Annotated in this window: 20 protein-coding genes; 15 read left to right on the top strand and 5 right to left on the bottom strand. The window is 47.0% G+C overall.

Going from position 1 to position 21912, the window contains the following annotated elements; translation table 11 throughout:
• Positions 1-43: 43 nt before the first annotated feature.
• Positions 44-763 carry a FadR/GntR family transcriptional regulator gene (locus SPIGRAPES_RS07280; RefSeq protein ID WP_014270125.1) on the bottom strand — a complete coding sequence of 240 codons (720 nt, stop codon included), beginning with the start codon at positions 761-763 and terminating at the stop codon, positions 44-46.
• Positions 764-986: 223 nt separating this feature from the next.
• Here SPIGRAPES_RS07280 and SPIGRAPES_RS07275 point away from each other — a divergent pair, with 223 nt between their 5' ends.
• From SPIGRAPES_RS07275 to garR, 8 genes are read left to right on the top strand one after another with little or no spacing between them, the layout of a single operon-like run.
• Positions 987-2135 (top strand): TRAP transporter substrate-binding protein, encoded by a 1149-nt coding sequence (locus SPIGRAPES_RS07275; protein ID WP_014270124.1) that lies wholly within the window; start codon positions 987-989, stop codon positions 2133-2135.
• A 59-nt stretch (positions 2136-2194) separates the two neighbouring features.
• A complete protein-coding gene (locus tag SPIGRAPES_RS07270; protein ID WP_041384509.1) occupies positions 2195-2695 on the top strand; it encodes a TRAP transporter small permease in 501 nt (166 codons plus the stop codon).
• Between the two features lie 12 nt (positions 2696-2707).
• Positions 2708-3991, top strand: coding sequence for a TRAP transporter large permease (locus SPIGRAPES_RS07265; RefSeq protein WP_014270122.1), 1284 nt, complete (start codon positions 2708-2710; stop codon positions 3989-3991).
• A gap of 17 nt (positions 3992-4008) precedes the next feature.
• A complete protein-coding gene (locus SPIGRAPES_RS07260) occupies positions 4009-5037 on the top strand; it encodes a zinc-dependent alcohol dehydrogenase (protein WP_014270121.1) in 1029 nt (342 codons plus the stop codon).
• 8 nt (positions 5038-5045) lie between these two features.
• Positions 5046-5798 (top strand): SDR family NAD(P)-dependent oxidoreductase, encoded by a 753-nt coding sequence (locus SPIGRAPES_RS07255; protein WP_014270120.1) that lies wholly within the window; start codon positions 5046-5048, stop codon positions 5796-5798.
• Between the two features lie 29 nt (positions 5799-5827).
• Positions 5828-6670 (top strand): transketolase, encoded by an 843-nt coding sequence (locus tag SPIGRAPES_RS07250; RefSeq protein ID WP_014270119.1) that lies wholly within the window; start codon positions 5828-5830, stop codon positions 6668-6670.
• Between the two features lies 1 nt (position 6671).
• On the top strand, positions 6672-7610 hold the full coding sequence (locus SPIGRAPES_RS07245) for a transketolase family protein (RefSeq protein ID WP_014270118.1): 939 nt from the start codon (positions 6672-6674) through the stop codon (positions 7608-7610).
• Between the two features lie 12 nt (positions 7611-7622).
• Positions 7623-8507, top strand: coding sequence for a 2-hydroxy-3-oxopropionate reductase (garR, locus tag SPIGRAPES_RS07240; protein ID WP_014270117.1), 885 nt, complete (start codon positions 7623-7625; stop codon positions 8505-8507).
• Between the two features lie 77 nt (positions 8508-8584).
• Here garR and SPIGRAPES_RS07235 read toward each other — a convergent pair whose 3' ends face one another.
• From SPIGRAPES_RS07235 to SPIGRAPES_RS07220, 4 genes are all read right to left on the bottom strand, one after another.
• Positions 8585-9085, bottom strand: a complete 501-nt coding sequence (locus tag SPIGRAPES_RS07235; protein ID WP_014270116.1) for an asparaginase domain-containing protein — start codon at positions 9083-9085, stop codon at positions 8585-8587.
• A gap of 114 nt (positions 9086-9199) precedes the next feature.
• A complete protein-coding gene (locus tag SPIGRAPES_RS07230) occupies positions 9200-10270 on the bottom strand; it encodes an ABC transporter ATP-binding protein (RefSeq protein ID WP_014270115.1) in 1071 nt (356 codons plus the stop codon).
• Between the two features lie 13 nt (positions 10271-10283).
• On the bottom strand, positions 10284-11996 hold the full coding sequence (locus tag SPIGRAPES_RS07225; protein ID WP_014270114.1) for an ABC transporter permease: 1713 nt from the start codon (positions 11994-11996) through the stop codon (positions 10284-10286).
• An 80-nt stretch (positions 11997-12076) separates the two neighbouring features.
• Positions 12077-13120, bottom strand: coding sequence for an ABC transporter substrate-binding protein (locus tag SPIGRAPES_RS07220; protein ID WP_014270113.1), 1044 nt, complete (start codon positions 13118-13120; stop codon positions 12077-12079).
• Between the two features lie 278 nt (positions 13121-13398).
• On the opposite strand from SPIGRAPES_RS07220, the gene SPIGRAPES_RS07215 reads away from it, so the two are divergent.
• From SPIGRAPES_RS07215 to SPIGRAPES_RS07185, 7 genes are all read left to right on the top strand, one after another.
• Positions 13399-14409 (top strand): LacI family DNA-binding transcriptional regulator, encoded by a 1011-nt coding sequence (locus SPIGRAPES_RS07215; RefSeq protein ID WP_014270112.1) that lies wholly within the window; start codon positions 13399-13401, stop codon positions 14407-14409.
• Between the two features lie 265 nt (positions 14410-14674).
• Complete coding sequence (gene pgmB, locus SPIGRAPES_RS07210) at positions 14675-17566, top strand: beta-phosphoglucomutase (RefSeq protein WP_014270111.1); 2892 nt, start codon at positions 14675-14677, stop codon at positions 17564-17566.
• Positions 17567-17683: 117 nt separating this feature from the next.
• Complete coding sequence (locus SPIGRAPES_RS07205; protein WP_014270110.1) at positions 17684-18376, top strand: FadR/GntR family transcriptional regulator; 693 nt, start codon at positions 17684-17686, stop codon at positions 18374-18376.
• Positions 18373-19746 (top strand): acyclic terpene utilization AtuA family protein, encoded by a 1374-nt coding sequence (locus SPIGRAPES_RS07200; protein WP_014270109.1) that lies wholly within the window; start codon positions 18373-18375, stop codon positions 19744-19746. Before SPIGRAPES_RS07205 ends, SPIGRAPES_RS07200 begins: the two co-directional genes overlap by 4 nt.
• Positions 19746-20057, top strand: a complete 312-nt coding sequence (locus tag SPIGRAPES_RS07195) for a DUF4387 domain-containing protein (RefSeq protein ID WP_014270108.1) — start codon at positions 19746-19748, stop codon at positions 20055-20057. The genes SPIGRAPES_RS07200 and SPIGRAPES_RS07195 overlap by 1 nt, the downstream gene beginning before the upstream one ends.
• 20 nt (positions 20058-20077) lie before the next feature.
• The gene (locus SPIGRAPES_RS07190) at positions 20078-21019 is read left to right on the top strand and encodes an ABC transporter permease (protein ID WP_014270107.1); all 942 of its coding nucleotides are present in this window, start codon (positions 20078-20080) and stop codon (positions 21017-21019) included.
• Positions 21016-21906 carry a carbohydrate ABC transporter permease gene (locus SPIGRAPES_RS07185; RefSeq protein WP_014270106.1) on the top strand — a complete coding sequence of 297 codons (891 nt, stop codon included), beginning with the start codon at positions 21016-21018 and terminating at the stop codon, positions 21904-21906. Before SPIGRAPES_RS07190 ends, SPIGRAPES_RS07185 begins: the two co-directional genes overlap by 4 nt.
• Positions 21907-21912 lie beyond the last annotated feature (6 nt).

Here is a 21912-nt window from a genome sequence, read left to right as displayed (position 1 = left end):
TGGTTTTGTATATCTATTCTAAACAATGATTTGGATTCAATTCTCAGGCAGGTATCGTGCCATTGGCATCAAGGAACGCCTTGACCCCGTCGATGGTTGTCTGTACATGCTCCTCCATCAATTCCTCGCATGCTTTTTTATCTCGTTGTCGCAACGACGCAATGAGCAGCCGGTGGTACCGTATACCAAGTGCGCAACCTAAGATTGCGACAATGCTATGCATGGTGGTAGACAATACTTCCTCGATTGCTTGGTTTGCCTGGATGAGAATGGGGTTTTTGGAGAATTCTGCAATCTTGCCGTGGAACTGGTAGTCAGCTTTACTGAATGCATCTATATCATCATGGCTCACTATCATGGTATTGAAAATATCTTCAAGTACGGCGATATCCTCATCGGTAATCCTCTGGACTGCAAGCCCGATGGTTCCGCGTTCAACCACCATGCGGTATTCCAATACCTTGATGATATCTTCCTGCAGGGAAGATGGTTTGAGGGGGTTGAGGGAGTGTACCGAACCCTTGGCATGGGTTCGAACAACTTTTGTTCCTTCGCCCTGATGGGTATGGACAAAGCCCAAAGCTTCCAGCTGCTGAATCGCCGACCGGATGGTGATTCGGCTGACCCCGTATTCATCACAAAGCATTTTCTCAGAGGGGATTTTTGTGCCGATTTCCCAAGATCCGTTTTCGATTTTAACTCTGAGTTGCTGGTAAATCTGGGCTCTTAATGAAGTTGCTTTCTTGGCTTGGATTGGTTCCATATCTTCCCCTTCTTATGAACATATAATACAAGTTAAGAGAAAAAAAAGCAATAAATTATATCGATAAATTATTAGATAATTCGATAAGAAAGTATGCTATTTATTAATATATATAAAATTATATACATATTGAAAAAAATGTATAAATATTCCTTTACAGATTAGTTTTTCACTTGTAATATGACCATATCGCGTAAAAAACGAAAAAGGAGATTTTGTAAGTATGAAAAAAACAATGGTAGCTCTGGTCTTGATTGCTATCGTGTCCACCCTCTTTTTTGGCTGTGCCAAGAGAGAAGATGCCAAACCCGCAACACCAGTAGCTGCAGCTGCACCAGCTGCAACAGCACCAGTAAAAGCCGAGGCAAATGTAACCGTCAAACAAGAAGTTCGTACCGTGAAGCCCGATTATACAATCCGCTTTGCCTATTATGATGCGCCTACATGGCCCAGCATTTCCAAACTTCCCCTCCCTGAGCATGCCTATGCTTTGGTTTTCAAGAGCATCGTAGAAGCCAACTCCAACGGTAAGATTGCTGTTGACCTCTATCCGGGAAATGCCCTCGGCGATACCAAGGCCACCATGGAAATGGCAATGTCAGGCGGGATTGAGATGGTTACCTGTACCGGTACCGCTTCCTCGATTATGCCTGAGCTGCAGGTTATTTTCCTTCCGTATGTATTCAAGAGTGATGAAGTGGCCTGGGATTTCTTTGACAACAGCCAGCTGTGGAAAGATATGGCCAAGACTTTTGAAGAGAAGAGCGGTTTGAAAATGCTTTCTGTCGGCCAGAACGGCACAAGACATTTCACGAACAGCAAACGCCCTATCCATACTCCTGCAGATATGAAGGGTCTGAAGTTCCGTGTTATGCAGAGCCCGATCTACGTAAAAATGGTTGAAGCCATGGGCGCCGCAGCAACACCGCTTGCTTCTGGTGAAATCTACACTGCATGTCAGACCGGAGTCGTTGATGGACAGGAGAACCCCATCTGGAACATTGCTGCCAACAAGTGGAATGAAGTCCAGAAGTACATCACCCTCGATGGCCATACCTGGAGCGAAAACTTCATCATGATGAACAGTGATTTCTGGAATTCCCTGCCTAAGGAATACCAGCATATCATCACCATCGCTGCCTATCATGCACAGAATGCAGACAGGGCAACCGAAGATCTGGCCTCCCGTGTACTGGATTTCGAATCAGTAAAATCCTCCATGGAAGTCTATGTTCCTACTTCAGCAGAACTTGATGCATTCAAGAAGGCTGCAGCACCTACCTATGATTGGCTCAGGGGTGAAGTCGGTAATGAGATTGTTGATAAGTTCCTCGCTGAAGTCAAAAAGTCAGAAGCGAATTTCGGATACTAGCATAGTGTGGACGGTCGCTGCATCAGCGGCGGCCGTCAATGTTTAAAAAGGGGGATGTCGTGGTTACGATCCTTGATAAAATTAGTCGGGCGTTTGGAAAATTCGCGACACTTTTGGCCTGTCTTATTCTCATTGCCATTTTCATGGTAATCAGTGCAGGCATCGTATGTAGGTTTACCGGGCTTCGCCTGTCCTGGACAGAAGAACTTGCCCGGTGGGGGCTTATCAGTCTCTGCTATGTTGGGGCAAGTGCCGCTTTGCGAAACCGTCAGCATGTCGGGGTCAATATCGTGATTAATGCCATGCCACAGAAAATAGCAAAGATAGCTGTTGGAATTGCCTATGTGGTCTGTATGGTGATCGTTGTGTATTTCTTTTTCAATAGTGGGGAAGCTGCCCTGAAAGCAGGCAGGATCAAGGGTGACATCATCCCTATTTCCCTCAAATACGTGAAACTGTTGCTTCCAATGAGTTTCTTTATGATGTTTTTCCACTTGGCATGGGGTTTTAGTACCATTTTTGGGGCTAAACAGATATCCGACGTAACGATTGGGATCTAAAGGAAATCAAACATGGGTGTTATTGCGATTGTATTTGTGCTAGCCATGGCAATTGGTATCCCGATTGCTTTTGTCCTCGGCGCTTCTTCTTTGTATTACTTTGTTGTATTGGGAAATATCCCGCTGAGCATGATTGGTCAGAAAATGTTCAGTGGTATCGATAACTATGTATTGCTGGCAATTCCCTTCTTTATCCTGGCTGGGGAATTGATGAACCGTTCCAAGATAACCGATGCCCTCATCAGTTTTTCAAACATCCTGGTTGGAAGGATTCCCGGTGCCTTGGCTCAGGTCAACATCGTGGCAAGCGTGTTTTTCGCCGGAATTACCGGTAGCGGGGTTGCCGATACTGCAGCCTTGGGTTCAATCCTGATCCCGGCTATGGAGAAAGAAGGGTACACGGCAGAGTATGCGACTGCTGTTACCTGTGCTTCCTCTGTTATCGGCCCGATCATCCCGCCGAGTGTCGTCATGGTAATCTATTCCATGGCAACAGGCGAGTCAGTTGGAGCTTTGTTTGCAGCTGGGTATATCCCAGGATTGGCAATTGCCCTTTCCTTGATGATCCTCACATTTGTGTATGCCAAAAAATTCAACCATCCGAGAAGGACTGAGAAGATTCCTTTCAAAAAGGTAGTGTTTACCCTTCGTAAATCGATTGTGGGTCTCATGTGCCCGGTTGTTCTTGTTGCAGGTATTTTCAGTGGTGTTTTCACTCCTACCGAAGCGGCTGTTGTTTCCTGCCTCTATGCGATTCTTGCAGGTGTCTTCATCCTCAAGACTATGACCTGGAAAGATGTATTCGAAAGTTTCAAGGGTGCAGCTGTAGCTTCCTCCATCACGTTGATGGTTATTGCCATGGCTAACTTGTTCGGCCAAGTATTGACTATCGAGAGAATTCCTACCCTCGTTGCCAATTTTATGCTCAGCGTAACGACTAACAAGTATGTGTTCCTGTTGATGATCAATGTGTTCCTCTTGTTCATGGGAATGATCATGGATCCCGGTGCCTCTGTTTTGATCTTGGCCCCTATCCTGTTGCCCATAGCCATCCAGCTCGGAATCCAGCCTCTGCACTTTGCACTGGTTATGCTCGTCAACTTGAATATCGGGTTGAGCACACCTCCTGTGGGAACTTGTCTTTATGCAGCTGCCCCGATTTCCGGTTTGAGTATCGAGAAAATCTCTAAAGCTATCATGCCGTTTATCGGTGTGGAACTTATTGCTTTGATGTTGCTAACCTATATCCCTACCTTGACGCTCTTTGTTCCCCGTCTGCTTGGATATATTTATTAGAGAAGGAAGTACTGAATATGAAAGCTTTGTATTATGTGGGTGAAAGTACCATGGAAATGAGGGAGATAGCGAAACCCGTTCCCCATGGTAGTGAATATCTCATCCAGGTAAAGTCGAACGGCATCTGTGGCTCCGATTTTGAGGGTTACAAAGGAAAGACCGGAAGGCGTACGCCTCCCATGATCATGGGCCATGAGTTTTCGGGCGTTGTCCAAGAGGCTCCTTTTGGGGGGAAATATGCTGTTGGCCAGAAAGTTGTGGTTTTCCCGAAACCCTATTGTGGGGTATGCGAATTCTGCAAGAAAGGGTTGGTAAATGTATGTCCTGAAGGAATCTGCATGGGAGTGCTCGATGTCAACGGCTCAATGTGCGAATACGTTGCCATCGAAGAGAAATATCTGATTCCCTTCGAAGGAATCTCTTTCAACGAGGCTGCTTTTACTGAACCCTTGGCTGTTGCTTATCGCTCGGTACATAAGATTTCGGATGCAGAGCTCAAGGATGCAAAGTATACCATCATCATTGGAGCCGGCACTATCGGACTTCTTGCCCTTGCAGTTCTCAAATACAGGGGTGCGAAAAACGTCATAGTCAGTGATGCTACCGATTTCCGTCTTGAGGTTGCAAAACAACTCGGGGCCGATTTCACCATCAATCCAAGGAATGAAGACTTTAGCGAGGCTGTTGCGAGAATTACAGGCTCCACCGGTTGTGATTTCTCCATTGAAGCGGTGGGAATAGCCCCTACTGCCAAGAACTCCCTCGAGTGCCTGAAGATCGGGGGGACCGCAATTTGGATAGGTAATGCCCAGAAAATGGTCGAAGTCAATATGCAGAAAATCGTGACCATGGAACTGAGGATCAAAGGCAACTATGTCTATGACCTTGAAGGTTTCAATGAGAGCCTGCACTTGATTGCGCAGGGGAAGATCAACTTGCAACCCCTGATGACCAATTTCTACAGACTTGAAGATGGAGTGCAGGCTTTCAAGGACCTGGAAAACAACCGTGACGGGAAAATGCTCAAAGTGTTTTTGGAGAGCTGAGGTACAGGATGAACGTGAAAGATAAGATTGTCTTGCTTACCGGCGGAGCCGGGGGGCTTGGATCTGAGATGGCAATGTTACTTGCAACGCAGGGCGCGATTGTCTATCTGCTGGATATGGACGAGACCAAAGGGCTAGCTGTCGAAAAAAGCATCACTGATGCAAAGGGGACGGCCACCTTCTTGAAAATGGATATAACCCAGGCTGAAGACTGGGAGTCAGTGATTGCAAAGGTTATTGGAAAAGAGGGGCGCATTGATGTGTTGGTGAACAATGCAGGGATTAACATCCGCAAGAGCATCGAACAGATGTCTCTGGAGGAATGGAATACCATGATGCTGGTAAATGTGGGAAGCGTATTCCTTTCTACCAAGTATGTGATTCCGGTGATGCGCAGACAGCATGACGGGGTGATCATCAACACCTCTTCGGTCTGCGGTCTTATCGGACATAGGTATACCCCTGAGGCATATTCTGCAACGAAAGGTGCTGTCACTATTTTGACCAAATCTATTGCCAGCAGGTATGCCAAGGATGGGATTCGATGCAATTCGATTCATCCCAGTACTGTCGACACTCCCCTGGTTCAGCAAATGTTTGCAGACCCGATAAAAAAACAGCAGCGGTTGGATGAAGTTCCCCTTGGGCGCCTTGCAACCTCTGCCGATGTAGCGAATGCGGTTTTGTTTCTTGCATCAGAAGAATCCTCCTTCATAAACGGCATTTCCCTGCCGGTTGACGGTGGGGTTACCTGTTGCTGATTTCAAATATGGGATAAGGAGATACATACATGGATTATTCCCAAGAACAGATTAATGAATTGAAGATGAAAGCGATTAAGGTCCGGGCCAATATCCTTGAGATGATTCCGCCTGGAAAGGTTGGCCATCTTGGTGGAAGCAGTTCTATTGCCGATGTAATGGCCGCATTGTATTTTTCTGCAATGCACATCAACCCGAGCGATGTTAAAGATCCGTCGAGAGACCGGGTTATCATGAGCAAAGGGCATGCAGTGCTTGTACAATATGCCTGTCTTGTAGAACTTGGGTTTTTCGGTCGCGAAGAGCTTGCCAAGGTAAAGACGTTCAATGGTATGTTGCAGGGGCATCCGGACATGGATAGAACCCCTGGTATCGAAGCGGTTACAGGATCTCTCGGCCAAGGGTTGTCAGTATCTTTGGGTATGGCCCTGGGTTTGAAACTCGACCACAACGATGCCCGTGTATATGCTATCTGTGGTGATGGGGAGCTGGCGGAAGGCCAGATCTGGGAAGCCGTGATGGCTGCCCATGGTTTTGCTGCCAACAATCTTACCGCCATTGTCGATTTCAATGGTGTGCAGGCCACCGATACTACCAAAAAGATTTTCCCGATCGAGAATCTTAATGAGAAGTGGAAGGCATTTGGTTGGAATGTGCTTGAGATTGACGGACACGATATGGTCCAGATCCTTGGCGCAATCGACGCTGCAAAGGCCTATACCGAAGGTCCCACCGTTATTCTGGCCCATACTGTCAAAGGCAAGTGTTTCCCCTTTGCCGAGGGAAAAGCAAAATACCACAATGCGTCGATGACTGAGGAAGAATATAAGACGGCATGGGAATGCATTGACCGCATGAAGAGGGAGATTTAGCATGAGGACTTCTGATAGTTTGAGAAAAACCTATGGGGAAACCCTGGTAGAGTTGGGAAAAGAAAACAAGGCAATTGTGCTGCTTGAAGCAGACCTTGGGAATTCGACCATGTCCAGCCTGTATGGAGCCGCTTATCCTGAACGCTATTTCCAGATGGGTATTGCCGAGCAGAATATGGCTTCCGTGGCTGCCGGGCTTTCTTTGACAGGAAAAATTCCGTTCATCAATTCCTTTGCGGTGTTTGCAACCGGACGTGCCTATGACCAGATCAGGTCATCGGTAGCGATTGCTAATCTGAATGTGAAAATTTGTGGTTCCAGTGCCGGTCTTTCTGACTATGGTGATGGAAAAACCCACCAGAGTATCGACGATATTGCCCTTATGCAGGTTCTTCCCCATATGACGGTCCTCTCGCCTGCCGATGCAGTAGAGACTGAGCAGATGGTCAAGGCTATGGTCGAAGCGAAGGGACCTATGTATCTGAGGGTCAACCGCAACGATCTTCCCCTTGTTACCGACGCGAACCAGGAATATCATATTGGTAAGATGACACAGTTACTCGATGGGACTGATGTCACTGTCTTTGCAACCGGGGTCATGGTTTTGCAATCTCTCAAGGCTGCAGATATCCTTAAGCAGGAAGGTATTTCCATTCGGGTTGTCAACGTGAGCACAATCAAACCTTTGGATACTGAGGCACTGAAAGCCTATTGTGCGGGAATGAAGGGTGTGGTAACGGCAGAGGAGCATAGTATATTCGGTGGCTTGGGGAGTGTTGTCTGTGCTGCTCTCTCAACTGAGAAACTTCCTATTGAGATCTTGGGGATTAACGATTCATTCGGAACTTCTGCTGAGAATTATGACATTCTGTTGAAGCATTATGGTTTGGAACCTGAAGACGTTGCAAAGAAAGTCCGTTCGGTTTTGAATAACCAGTAAGGAGAAAAAGCTATGATGATTGGATTTATCGGTCTTGGAATTATGGGAAAGCCAATGGCAAAGAATTTGCTGAAGGCTGGTTACTCCCTTACCGTAAACGATTTGAACAAAGATGCTGTTGCCGAGGTAGTCTCCTGTGGTGCTGTCTCTGCCCCTTCTGCCAAGGAAGTGGCAGCTGTAAGTGACATCGTATTGACCATGCTTCCCAACTCACCCCATGTGAAACAGGTGGTACTTGGAGAGGGCGGGGTTATTGAGAGCATGAAAGAGGGAACAATCCTTGTGGATATGAGTTCCATTTCCCCCATTGTCAGCCAGGAAGTCTCTGCAGCGCTTGCAAAGAAGGGCATTGTCATGTTCGACGCCCCCGTAAGCGGAGGGGAGCCCAAGGCAGTTGATGGAACACTGGCCATTATGGTCGGAGGCCCTGAAGCTTCCTTTGCAAAAGTCGAGGATATTCTCAAGGTCATGGGTGGTAGCGTTACGTTAGTCGGTGAAATCGGAAGCGGAAACATCACCAAGCTTGCCAACCAGATTATGGTTGCAGCCAACATTGCCGGCATGAGCGAGGCCCTGGTGCTTGCAACCAAGGCAAATGTCGACCCGGAGAAAGTCTATAGGGCGATCAGGGGTGGGCTTGCAGGAAGTACAGTACTCGATGCCAAGGCTCCCTTGGTGTTGCATGGCAATTTCAAGCCTGGTTTCCGCATCGATTTGCATATTAAAGATTTGCAGAATGCCCTCGATACTGCCTCAAGTCTGGAAACTCCTGCCCCGATCAGCAAGACGGTCATCGATATGATGAAGACGCTCTCAGCTGAAGGAAAAGGGAGTGACGACCATGGCGGGTTGATCCAGTGGTATGAGAAAGAAGCAAAGATCGAAGTTCGTTCATAGGATAGTGTCCAGAGTGGGTTGAACTTGACTGCCACTTTCCTCGACAGGAATGCCTGCCGAAGGGAAGTGGCTTTTTGCTATAGATACTCGAAGATTCCTTTATCCTTGTTCTTGATACAATTGTCCCAAGGGAAAATCCTTCCGCTCATGCAGATATAGACCCCGGCTTTCAAGGTCTGTACCGCTGTGATGGCACAGCCAAGGTTGAAGACCGCATCGGAGTTTTCCAACGAGTAGGGTATCATGGCCCCGGTGAAAACGATAACATGGGTATTCTCTTTCCCCATAGCCTCTGCAACGACTGCTGCCGTCTTGCACATGGTGTCGGTGCCATGGATGACGACGATTCTGTCCTCGTTGCTAGAGAGGCAGGAAGCGGCAACTTCATGGCGTTGTTCCTCGGTCATATACAGGCTGTCAATCGCAAGGGGGCCTTCAAGCTGTACGGTGAGTGTACACCTAGCCTGTTGAAGAATACGGGGAAGCTGGGATTCTCGAAAAGTCAATTCTCCTTTTATAGCGTCATATTGTTTATCAAAGGTTCCCCCGGTGGTAATGATACGTAATTCTTGTGCCATATGAAGCTCCTTAGCCAATCATAGCAAGAACAGTTAGTTTTTCGCCACTGTTTTTTGTAAAAATAGCCTAGGCTTCCAGCGAAGTATGAAAGCCTAGGGCTATGTTGGCATTGGTTATGTCAAAATTTTGGTCAGGTCTTTGTCTCCGCTATCGGGGAAGACCGAGAACTCATCTACCCTGAGTTGTATCTTGTCCCCTTCGTTATAGGTATCGAATGATTTTGGCTCGGCAATGACCCGTAGCTGTTCTCCTCCGATATCCACCCGGCAGTCATTGACATCACCTAAGTAGAATTTACTGACGATAGTACCCAGGAAATCACCATTGCGGCTGATAAACCTGAGGTTTTCCGGTCTTATACCCACCACGACATCCCCTGTTACAGGTCCGCTATAGTCCAGGGATTGCTTTGAATCCTTGAAGGTTACCTGGCCATTTTCACTCTTTGCTCTGATGAAATTTATTTTTCCCACGAAATCAGCGACAAACTGGTTTGCTGGGTACCGGTAAATCTCCGGGGGAGCCCCTATTTGTTGGATATCGCCATGGTTTATGACGATGACCCGGTCGCTCATAGTCATGGCCTCCATCTGGTCATGGGTGACATATACTACGGTAATCTTTAGTTTCTTCTGAATTTCCTTGATTTCGAAACGCATGCTGTCCCTCAGCTTTGCATCAAGGTTTGAAAGCGGCTCGTCGAGCAATAGAAGCTGTGGTTTTGCCACCAGTGCCCTTGCAAGGGCGACACGTTGTTGCTGTCCGCCCGAAAGCTGACTGGGAACACGCTCGCTATACTGGGAAAGGTGTACGATTTCCAATACGCTTTCTACGTCTTCCTTGATGGATGCACGGTCCATTTTCTTCATTTTCAAGGGATAGGCGACATTGTCGAATACCGTCATATGGGGCCAGACGGCATAGGACTGGAATACCATACCTATATCACGTTTTTCCGGTGGGACAAACGTTTTGGAGGAACTTACCTCCGTTTCCCCGATATATATCTCCCCTTTGGTGGGTTTCTCGAAACCCGCTATCATCCTGAGCATAGTGGTTTTTCCGCAACCGGAGGGGCCGAGGAGGGTAATGAATTCCCCATCCTCGAAAACGGCATTGAAATCATTGAGGACCACCACGTCGTCAAACGCTTTCTTTACATCTTTTATAACAATTCTGGACATACTTTCACCTCTTTTAAATTGAGAATTCACCATCGGTCAACTTGTTCAGCAACCAGTTGATAAAGAATACGACAACAAGGATTGCGGTTGCCAAAGCCGAGGCAGTCTGCTGGTTGTGGTACGTCTGGTAGGTAAACAGTTCATAGCCAAGGGTTTTCGTATTGGCAGAGTAGAGCAAGGTTGACATAGTCAATTCATAGAAGCAGGGCATGAAGATAAGGAACCAGCCTGCAACCAGAGCCGGGGCGATGAGTGGAAGCGTAACGTTTTTCAGGCTTTTCAGCCAAGAAGCCCCCGAAATCTGTGACGCTTCCTCAAGTGAAGGGCTTATCTGGGTAAGTGCACTCACTACCGTCCGCATACCCATCATCATGTATTTGATCATATAGGCGATTACCATGATGGTGAGCGTATTGTAGATGTTGATCTTGAACTTTCCCGACATGGTCATGATAAGCGAAAGGGCAATGACTACGCTCGGGGTTCCGCTTCCTACCGTGATCATGAAGTCAGGAATCTTTCTTCCTTTTACTTTTGTCCTGACAAGAAGATAGGCCATCATACCCGAGATAATCATGCCGAACGTCGCAGCCAGTACAGCAGAGACAAGACTGTTCCTTGCAGAGCTAAGGATGGATTTGCGGGTGACAATCCTCTCCCAGTACCGGAAGGTCATGTTTGCCTTTGAAAGCGGCTCCCCCAGATTGACGGTGATACTTGAGAGTGCCACGGAAATAAAGGGGATGATAACCACGATGAGGGCAAATATGACAACCACAGCGGTAATCGGTATCCTCCATTTGCCAAGATCGACTATGTTGGGTCTTGTCGATTTACCCGAAACCGTGATGTATTGTTTCTTGCCAATGGTAAACGTAGAGATATACAACACAATGTTGGCTATCACCATCAAAAAGACTGCCAATGTGGTAGCGTCGGTAAGGCCTTCCTGGCTTCCTATATATACGAAGTCGATTATCCTAGTCGTTACCGTATGGATCTGGCCCGGTAGCCCGATAATAGAGGGAATCCCATAGGAAGAGGCTGCCGCAACGAAGACAAGCAAGGCTGCCGCTACGATTGAAGGGAGCATCATGGGAAGGGTAATGGTCCTCAGTGTAGTCAGGGGGTTCGCTCCTGAAATCCGAGAGGCTTCTTCAAGCGAAGGGTCCATTTTTTCCATTGCCCTGCTTATGGTGATGAAGGCGTAGGGGTAGTAGAACCCGGTAAGAACCCAGACCAGTCCCCCGATGGTGTAGATGTCGAAAGGGGCAGAGGACAAGTTGAAAATCTTCTGGAGAAATACATTCAGTGTCCCTACGTTTGGGTTGAGAAGCCGCATCCAAGCCATAGCACCGACATAGGGGGGAACCATGTAGGTTGCGACAAAAAGGGTTCTGAAAAATTTCTTTCCATAGAGGTTTGTCCTGCCGACCAGCCAGGCAAGGGGAAAGGCTATCAAAACCCCGAATACCATGGAAAGGGATGCCGTTATCAAGGTGTTGGTAAGGGCTTCCCAGTTTAAAGGGTAGGTATATACACGCTTGAAGGCCTCAAGCGAGAATTTTCCGGTTGAAAAGAAAGCCCTGAAAACCAGATAGAGAAGGGGAAAGACCTGGAATATCAAGAGAAAAGATACGATGAGACCTATGATTATCCATTTGGGGTCAAGGAACCATTTTTGATGTTCCATGAGATTGGAAACCTTATTTGCAGAAGAACGCATCGATTTGCACTCCTTTATTGGACACGGGAGCATGCATTCTATGCAGGCCCCCGTGTACGTATACGTATGTCAATTAAATGCTATTTCTTTGCAGCGATAGCTTCCTGGAATTTCGTACGCATTTCTTCACGCAATGCAACCGTATTCGCCCAGTCGACAGGGATGGTGTTCTTTCTGATCTCTGCAGTGGGAATTGCATCGTAGGGAGGTTCCGGGTAATCGGAGCGAACCGAATGCATCCATGCCTTTACGATGTTTTTCTGCCCTTCCTCGGAAAGGAACCACTCAGTAATGGCCTTTGCGGCCTCAATGTTCTTGTTGGCACTCCACTTGTCATTGATAGACATGATCGGGGAGGGAACTACAATGGTACCGTCTGTCGGATAGATGACCGTAATTTTGGAATTGTCGAGCTCGCGCTTCTGCAGTACAGATTCCTCAAGGATCATGATTTCCTTGCATTCGCCGGTTTCCAGTTTGGTCAGGGCAACGGAACCACTCTCTATCTTCACTTTCTGGTTGCCGAGTGCGGTGTAATACTCATAGCCATATTTGTCTTTCAACGCACTGATGGTATCGAGTGCTGTTCCGCTGGTAAGCGGATTTGACATGGAAATCATACCTGCTACGGATTTGTCATTGGCAAAATCATAGAAGGAATTGGGAAGGTCGGCCTTGTTGTATTTTCCAGCATTGTATGCCAGAACCATGTTGCTGATTCTCACTGGATACCAATAGCCTTCCTTGTCATATTCAAAAGCGAGTTTTCCCGTGTCCTTCACCATGATAGGCTCCAAAACTCCCTGTCCCTTGAGTTCAAGGGCATACGAGGGGTCAGCAACCATGAGCATGTCGCAACCGAGTTTCCCTGCGGAAATCTCAGCGGCAATCTTTGCCTGGAGGGTACCGGTTCCACCATAGAAAAACTCAATGTCAACGGTAGGGAACACCTCTTCAAGGGTGTTGTCAATTGCTTCGATTACGTCATCGTACATCGAGGTATAGATCATTACTTTGCCACTAAGACCTGAGTCATTGGTAGCTTTTACTTCGGAAGCACCTCCTGCAAATGCAAGTGAACCGAGCAAAACGAACAGGCACAATAAACCAAACGATTTCCTCATACAAAATTCTCCTTTTTGTGTTTTGTTAGTATAACACGCTCTTTTTAAGAGTGCAAAATAATATGCTTGAAGGTGCATGTTTTTATGTATATTGAAAAAATATCAATAAAATATGCAAAAAATCTCAATTTTTATACAATTGCTTCAAAATATATATGTTTTTTTCCAGTCAGGAGAATATAACCTGCTGAGCCTGGAAATGCTTATTGAGCCTCTTTGCATTGACATGTGGGCAGGATGATGTATTATGAAACCGGTTTCATAATTCAGGAGTGCCAATGCAATCCAAGCAACCTACCATCTATGATGTAGCGAAACTAGCTCAGGTAAGCCCTGCGACCGTATCACGGGTACTGAATCAACCTTCAATGGTTGCACCAGATAAGAAGGCACGGATCCTTTCGGCGATCGAAATCTTGCAGTTCGTCCCAAAGGCCGATGCCGTTGCCTTTGCAAGGCAACAATTCAAGAAAATCGGGGTAGTTGCCCCCTTCTTTACCGAAACGTCATTCATGGAAAGGCTCAAAGGAATAGCCTCTGTTTTAACCGGACAGCATTACGAGCTGGTCATCTATGCCGTACAGAGTATTGAGGATTTGCAGGGGTATATCGATATGCTTATCGGAAGCAAGCGGGTCGACGGCCTTATCCTCCTTTGCCTTTCCTTGTCGGATGCAATGGTAACGAAGCTGAAGAATTCTGGCCTTCCTGTCTGTTTTGTGGAGACCGATGTCCAAGGTTTTGACAGCGTAGTCATTAAAAACATTGAGGGGGGCTCTTTGGTTGCAGAGTTTCTCTTTGCCAATGGTTATAGGATCCCTGGTTTTGTCGGGGAGGCCTCCCGTCGTCCCTATGCAGCCCATTCGACCGAGGAACGTCTTGGAGGGTATGCTTCCTACTTTGCCTCAAAAGGGATTTCCTTGAAAATGGAGCATGTTTGGACCGGCGATAATGTAGCTAAGGCTTCCAATGCCGGGATCATGAAGATTCTCGACCGCCCAAATCGTCCCGATTGTCTTTTTGCCTCCAGTGATACACTTGCGATAAGGATTCTTAAATGTGCCGTACAGCTAGGGATTACGGTTCCCGACGAACTGGGTGTCGTAGGGTTTGATGATATTGAAATGGCTGAATTCGTAAATTTGACTACTGTCAACCAAAGCTTGGAGGAATCGGGGGTGCTTGCAGCGGAAACGATTCTTTGGAGGATTAAGGAACCGGGAAAACCCCCTAAAAAGAACACGATCGAATTGACCTTGCACCAAAGGAATTCCACTGAGATTCTGTAAGTTGGTTCACATCACTTAGTGATGCTTGCAAAATGAGGAGGATAGCATGTTAATTTGCCTTTCGCCTTGGTGTTCTTGAGACAAAGCGGACAGATGAGTAAGGTATATACCGTCAAGTTATTGCATGGGGCGAGGCCGAAGGGTGGTAGGCAATGGCCTTTCTTCGTGACAGAGGCAGGTACCGGTAGGCATTTGCCCCACAACGGGTTCTTTTACCGGTACTTTATACAAAACTTGCTGGCAGGTTCAGTCCAAAGGATGATATATGGATACGATGCAATTCGGTTCTGAGATGTATGATGAGCGGCTAGTGGCGCGAAATGAAACCCTGTATACCACAGCAAATGGGTATTTGGGATTTCGAGGGGACTTCGAGGAGAAGGAGGGTACCTATCATAAGGGAACCTATATAAATGGGTTCTATGACAGCGAACCGATAACCTATGGCGAAACAGCCTATGGGTATGCCAAGAACCATGAGACTATTCTCAACCTGCCCGATCCCAAGCGTATTGAGCTAATGGTAGGGGAGAGGCCTTTTTCCCTGAAAAAGGGAACTGTCAATGCTTTCTCCCGCAATCTTGATTTCCATACCGGTATCCTGACACGTGTTGTCGATTGGACGAGTGAGGACGGTTTTTCGGTGGTAGTAACTTCGCGACGCCTTGTTTCTTTTATAGAGAAGAACTGTGCGGTCATTGAATATACGGTTACGGCAAAGAAAGACCATACTCCCCTTTATCTCAAGAGTTTTATTGATGTTACTGCGCACAACAGATCTGCCGACGAGGACCCCAGGGTTGGGTCGAAATTTTCATCAAACCCTCTGGAAATCCTTGAAACGCATATTGAGGAAAACCAGCTTTCCTTTATTGCAAGGACCCGTAATACAAAACTTTCCCTACGGGGTGCCGCGTTTCATACCTATTCGAAGAACCCCCTGCAGATTGTCCCTTCCCCTCCCGAGCTTGCCTTGGGCTATTCTTTTTTGCTCAAGGAAGGGGAATCAGTAACCCTTACCAAATACATTGCCTACTGTACGGTAGGTGACGATGAACGTTTTTTAGCCCACAAATTCTCTCTCAAGGGTTTTCTCACCATTGCCGAGGAACAGAAATCGTATCTCGATTCTTTCTGGGCCTTGGCGCGCATAAGGATCGAGGGCGATGATCTATCAGAACAGGCCTTGCAGTTCAACTTGTTCCATTTGCTACAATCCTGCGGGAAAGACGGTGCAACCAGCATGGCTGCGAAGGGTCTGACTGGGGAAGGGTATGAAGGCCATTATTTCTGGGATACTGAATCCTATGCCCTGCCTGTCTTTACGTATCTCAAACCGGACTTGGCGGAACAGCTGTTACGATATCGCTATTCCATTTTGCCACAGTCCCGTCAGAGGGCAGCTACCATGAACCTCAAGGGGGCACTGTTTCCCTGGAGAACTATCAGCGGAAATGAGTGCAGCGCCTATTATCCTGCTGGCACAGCCCAGTATCATATCGATGCCGATATTCTCTATGCCACACAGAAATATCTGCAGGCCACCAAAAGGCAAATTCCTTCCTGGATTATTGAGATGGCTATTGAATCGGCAAGGATGTGGGTCAGCCTGGGTAGTTTTATTCTGTCAAAGGGCAATAGCTTCTGCATCAATGAAGTAACAGGCCCGGATGAATATAGTGCCTGTGTGAACAACAATGCCTATACGAATCTGATGGCTCGGGAAAATCTCCTGTTTTCTATCAGGCTGGTGGAACAATACCTTGATTCGGGAAAGAAACTTCCCCTTGAGCTTGGAAGCGATGAACTGCAAAATTGGAAAGAGGCTGCCCAGGGGATGTATATTCCCTTTGACAGTGAAAAGGGAATATATGCACAGGATGACTCTTTCCTGGATCGAGCCGATTGGCCTTTTGCCGATACCCCGAAGGAGAACTATCCTCTATTGCTCCATTATCATCCGCTGGTCATCTACCGGCACCGGGTTCTCAAACAACCTGACCTTGTTCTGGCTCAGTTTCTGCTTTCCGGTTTGTTTACCAAGGCGGAGATAATCCGGAACTTTGCCTTTTATGAGCCGTATACCACCGGTGACTCTTCGCTTTCCCACTGCATTCAGAGCATTATGGCGAGTGAATCGTTCCAGCCTCTCAAAGCGTGGGCCTATTTCAAGAAAACGGTGCGCATGGATATTGACGATATCCATGGAAATTCTGTCGATGGCATTCATACAGCGTCGATGGCTGGAAGCTGGATGGCCCTTGTCTATGGGTTTGCCGGTTTCAGGGACTGGAAGGGTGAATTCAGTTTCAACCCACATATTCCCGATTCGTGGAAGAGTGTTACTTTCTGCCTGAGGCTTGGCCCTGCTGTGTTGAAAGTTCATTTTTCGAGGGAAGAGGTTTGTTACAGCCTTGTCGAAGGGACTTCTCTTTCCTTGGTGCACCGGAATTTGCATTGTATCCTTGAAGAAGGTGAGAGCCGGTGTTATTCCCTGTCTCCTTCCCTGCAGGGAGTTCTTTTTGATCTCGATGGTGTTATTGTAGATACTGCCAAGCTTCATTTCCTTGCCTGGAAAGCTGTTTCTGACGAAAATGGCTTGCACTTTGATGAAGAGGTGAACCAGAGGCTGCTTGGAGTGAGTCGTGAGGCTTCCCTCGAGATTATCCTTGAGCATAACAAGGTTTCGTGGCCAGATGACAAAAAAAAGCAAGTACTCAAGCAAAAGAACAAGGCCTACGTAGCTTCGCTTGATACGCTGACTCCCGATGATGTCTATCCTGGTATGAGGGAACTGCTTGTCGATTTAAAAAAGAACTCAATCAAGACTGCCTTGGCCTCTGCAAGCAAGAATGCAGAGATTGTCTGTCTGAAACTGGGGATTCTTGATTTATTCGATGCAGTTGCCGATGTCCGTAAGGTTCAGGTATCAAAGCCAGAACCCGATATTTTCCTCGCTGCAGCTGAACAGATAGGTGTCTGGTATACGAACTGTATCGGTGTTGAGGATGCAAAGGCAGGGATTACCGCTATCAAGAAGGCAGGCATGAAGGCTGTAGGAATTGGAACCGAGCAAGGGTTGCCAGAGGCAGATGCCGTGCTTTCTGACACCAGGGAATTGACTTTGGATTTCCTGCAGAAGGTAATCGAAAGCTAAATTAGCACGCACTTCTTACGAAAACCCCGGATGCAACTTTATGAAAAAAAGATTGTGCCCGGGGTTGTTTAATGATATTCTCTATTTGTCCTACAAATAGACAAAAAGGAGAATTCCTTGAAATATACACCACTGAGAAGTGAAAGGCTTTCTGATAAAGTAGTCTCCCAGATTTTACAATTGATTCATGACGGTGAGTTGAAACCGGGGGAAAAACTACCCAGTGAAGTCACATTCTCTGAAAAGTTCTCTGTCAGCAGGGGAGTAATCCGGGAAGCGATGATACAGCTTCAGGTCTTGGGCTATATCCGTCGCAAAACAAAGGATGGAACCTATATACAACAAGATATTTTTGAAAAACTCTCAAAACCCGTTTCCGATGCCCTCAAAGATGCAACCTTCCATGATTTACTTGATTTCAGGGATTCCTTGGAGTCAAAGATGGTTGAAATTGTCATCGATCGGGCATCAGATGAAGAAATAGAGGAAATCTGCTCGACATTGAAAGCCGATGGCAGTTCCCTTCCCGGGCAGTTCAGCCTTGACCATTACTTTCATTATAAGCTTGCCCAGGCATCAAGAAATATTTTCTACATGAATTTCATCGATACCTACTATGATCTCATCGAAGAGCTTGCTGCCAAGAACAAGAAACAGGAAGGGAGTCTTGTCCAGATTGCCGAGGAACATGAGGCAATTGTCCAGGCAATTGCAAACAGGGACAAAGAAGGCGCCCATAGGGCTATGACCCACCACATGGATATGGTCAGGATTCGACACCATGCCAAGGAAGTGGAGGAAGCAAATTGAAAAGCTTCAAGATTCTCTCACCCTGTGGGATCCTTGGGTACGGCTTTCCCGATACTTCATTTGCCGCAGGGTTGGCTGATAAGCCGGATGCAATCGTTGTCGATGCAGGTTCCACTGATGCAGGACCCCACAAGCTTGGGGCAAAGACAGCCATAGTCAGCCGCAGGGCTGCAAAGAAAGATTTGAAACGAATCCTTGAAGGTGGGCAGAGTCTACACATTCCTGTCCTTATCGGATCTGCCGGGGGAAGCGGAGGAAAGAGTCATATCGAGTGGACTCTCGATATTATTGCGGAGATTTTGGATGAAAATAGGTCTTTGCAGCCAAAAACCGCCCTTATCTGGGCCGATATTCCCAATGAGATTATTCTGGAGAAGCTTGCAAAGAATCAAATAACCCCCCTCGACGCTCTCTATCTTCCATTGGATGCCCAGATTCTCAGCCAAACCACAGGAGTTGTGGCCCAGATGGGGATAGAACCTATTATGAAAGTCCTTGAATCGGGAGCTGACCTTATTGTATGCGGAAGAGCCTATGACCCTGCACCCTTTGCAGCAGTGGGAATCCATGCGGGTTTTGACCCGGGCTTAAGTTACCATATGGGAAAGGTGCTCGAATGTGGGGCCCTTTGTTGCAACCCAGGGACAACGAAAGATTGCATGATGGGCGTTCTCCATGAGCATGACTTTGAAGTGTACCCCTGTGACCCAAAGCGCAAATGCTCGACGCTGAGCGTTGCAGCCCATACCTTCTATGAAAAAGACCACCCGTATCTTTTGCATGGTCCTGGAATTGAGATGGACCTTTCCCAATGTGTTTTCACCCAGGTCGGGGAAAACAGGGTGCAAGTAAGCAATAGCCGTTTATTCCCTACCGACCCTTACTGTATCAAGCTTGAGGGGGCAAGAAGGGTTGCCTATCGGTCCTTCGTCGTTGCCGGGGTTCGTGACCCTATATTGATTGCAATGATAGAGGAAGTCGAAGGCCTGGTCAAAGAAAGCGTACAGGAACAGTACAACGATATTGACCGGGATTCCTATTCGATCAATTTCCTTAATTATGGGAAAAATGGGGTAATGGGGGAACTTGAGCCTAACAACATGGCTGGCCATGAACTATGCGTAGTATTTGAAGTCCTTGCGCAAACCCAGGATATTGCATCTTCGATTTGTGCTTCCGTGCGATCGACCTTTATGCACTATGGATATGAGGGAAGGAAGGCAACGGCAGGGAACCTGGCTTTTCCCTTTGCCCCGAGCGATATCAACTTTGGGGCAGTGTACGAATTCTCCGTGTACCATCTGATGGAGGTCTCAGACCCAGCTGAGTTGTTTCCCTGGCAATGGTGGGAAAGAGGAGGAAAAGTCTGATGGACAGGTTGGTAGATTTGGCCCAGATGCTTCGCAGCAAGAATAGCGGTCCTTTCCTGATCACCCTCGACATTTTCTTTTCCGAAAAGGAAACGTATCAGAGAGTGGTGCAGAGCGGGGTCTTGAACGAACAGACGATAAATGAATTGTATCACCTGAAAAAAGGGATGCTATGCGGTATCTATTTCTTTGATTCCGCCTTGGGGATCAAGATTACGTATCACCGCTCGGTATCCTCCGGTACCTGTGGTGACTCGGATGTATATGGGGCCCAACAACATGCCCCTTTGATGGAACTGCTCATACCCTAGCAGTCAAAGAGAGTTTGTGCATGAAAAAACAAAGAAAAGCGTTAGACCGAAATTTGCTGGTACATAAAACATCCTATTGGCAGAGAATAAAGGCTGAAAAAATGCTCTATCTTCTCCTGCTCCCTACGCTGGTCTTTTTTGTACTCTTCCGGTTGTTGCCGATAGTGAACATGCGCCTTGCTTTTTTCCAATTCAAAGCGAGGGGCACGTGGCCCTTTGTAGGATTGAAATACTTCAAGATGATTTTCAGGAGCCCTGGATTCAAGCAGATTCTGTCCAATACCCTGATTATCAGTTTTATGAAATATGTGCTCCTGTTCCCCGCCTTTGTTATCTTTGCCTTGCTACTCAATGAAGTTCGTTCCTTCAGGTTTCGTAAGTATGTCCAGGTGATTTCCTATCTTCCCCACTTCCTGTCCTGGGTAGTCATAGCAGGGGTTTGGATCAGTGCCCTTTCTTTGGGAGGCGGATTGAATCAAGTGCTGGGTGTATTGGGACTTGATAAAATTGATTTTATGACTGACCGCTTAAAAATCCGATGGATATTGATGTTTTGTGAAGCTTGGAGAAGTATGGGCTGGGATTCTATTATTTATTTTACTGCAATCATATCCATATCACCGGCCTTGTATGAGGCTGCCGAAATTGACGGGGCATCGAGATGGATAATCATAAAGCACATCATACTTCCTTCTTTGCTTATTCCTATGATTACCATGTTTATCCTGAATCTGGGCTTCTTTCTCAATGCCGGGTTTGACCAAGTGTTCAACTTTTCCAACCAAGCGGTCGAAAGTACCATTGATATCCTCGATACCTATATCTATCGTATCGGAATCGAGGGGGGGCAGTATTCCCTCGCCACTGCCGTCAGCTTGATCAAAGGGCTGGTAGGTGTTTGCCTTGTTTGGGGAACCCATGTCTTTTCGAAGCGCATGACCGGAACGGGGGTGTGGTCATGAAGCATAGGAAACCTATTACCGTTACCCAGGTTGTTCTCGTTGCCTTCTTGTTTCTGATCACGTTGACAATGTTGGTGCCTTTGCTGAATATTTTGGCTAAATCACTGTCATCACCGGAACTGTCAGCTTCTATGGGAGGCCTATCGATTATTCCCAAGGATGTTGATTTGCTGAATTACAAAATTGTATTCAGTCATCCCATACTGGTTCCATCCCTTATCAATTCGATTGTCATTACCCTGGTAGGGACCTTGGTCAACATTCTCCTTACCACAACCGCAGCCTATGCCCTCACTAGGCCGAAACTGACTTTGAAGAAACCTATTATGGTGTTCCTTATCATTATGATGCTTTTCGACCCGGGAATGGTTCCTGAGTACATCGTGGTGCAGCAACTTGGATTGATGGGTAGCAAATGGTCGGTAATCCTGGTTACCTCAGTGAATGTCTATTACCTGGTAATCATGATGCGCTACTTCGAAAAGGTTCCCCAATCGCTTGTGGAGGCTGCCGTCATTGACGGGGCGAACCACCTGCAGATGCTTGCAAAGATTTTCTATCCTTTAAGCAAAGCCGGGATAGCTACCATTACCATGTTCTATGCGGTAGTAAGGTGGAACGAATATTTCCGGGCGAGCATCTACCTTACCAAAAAGTCGACCGATACGGTCCTGCAGGTAATCTTGAGGCAGTTTGTCGTACTGGGCGATACGGTGTCGATTATCGGACAACAGAATGTGTTTGACTACAATACGATGGCCCGAGTCGACTATGGGGCTCTCAAGGGAGCGACCATTATCGTTGCCATCATTCCGATTCTCTTGATCTATCCGTTTGTGTTGAAATTCTACGCCAAGGATGTAATGGCAGGTGGAATCAAAGAATAAGCTATG

Origin of the sequence: Sphaerochaeta pleomorpha str. Grapes (assembly GCF_000236685.1) — a bacterium.
In the GTDB taxonomy this organism is placed as follows: Bacteria; Spirochaetota; Spirochaetia; order Sphaerochaetales; family Sphaerochaetaceae; genus Sphaerochaeta; species Sphaerochaeta pleomorpha.
This window is presented reverse-complemented; position numbering and strand designations above follow the sequence as displayed.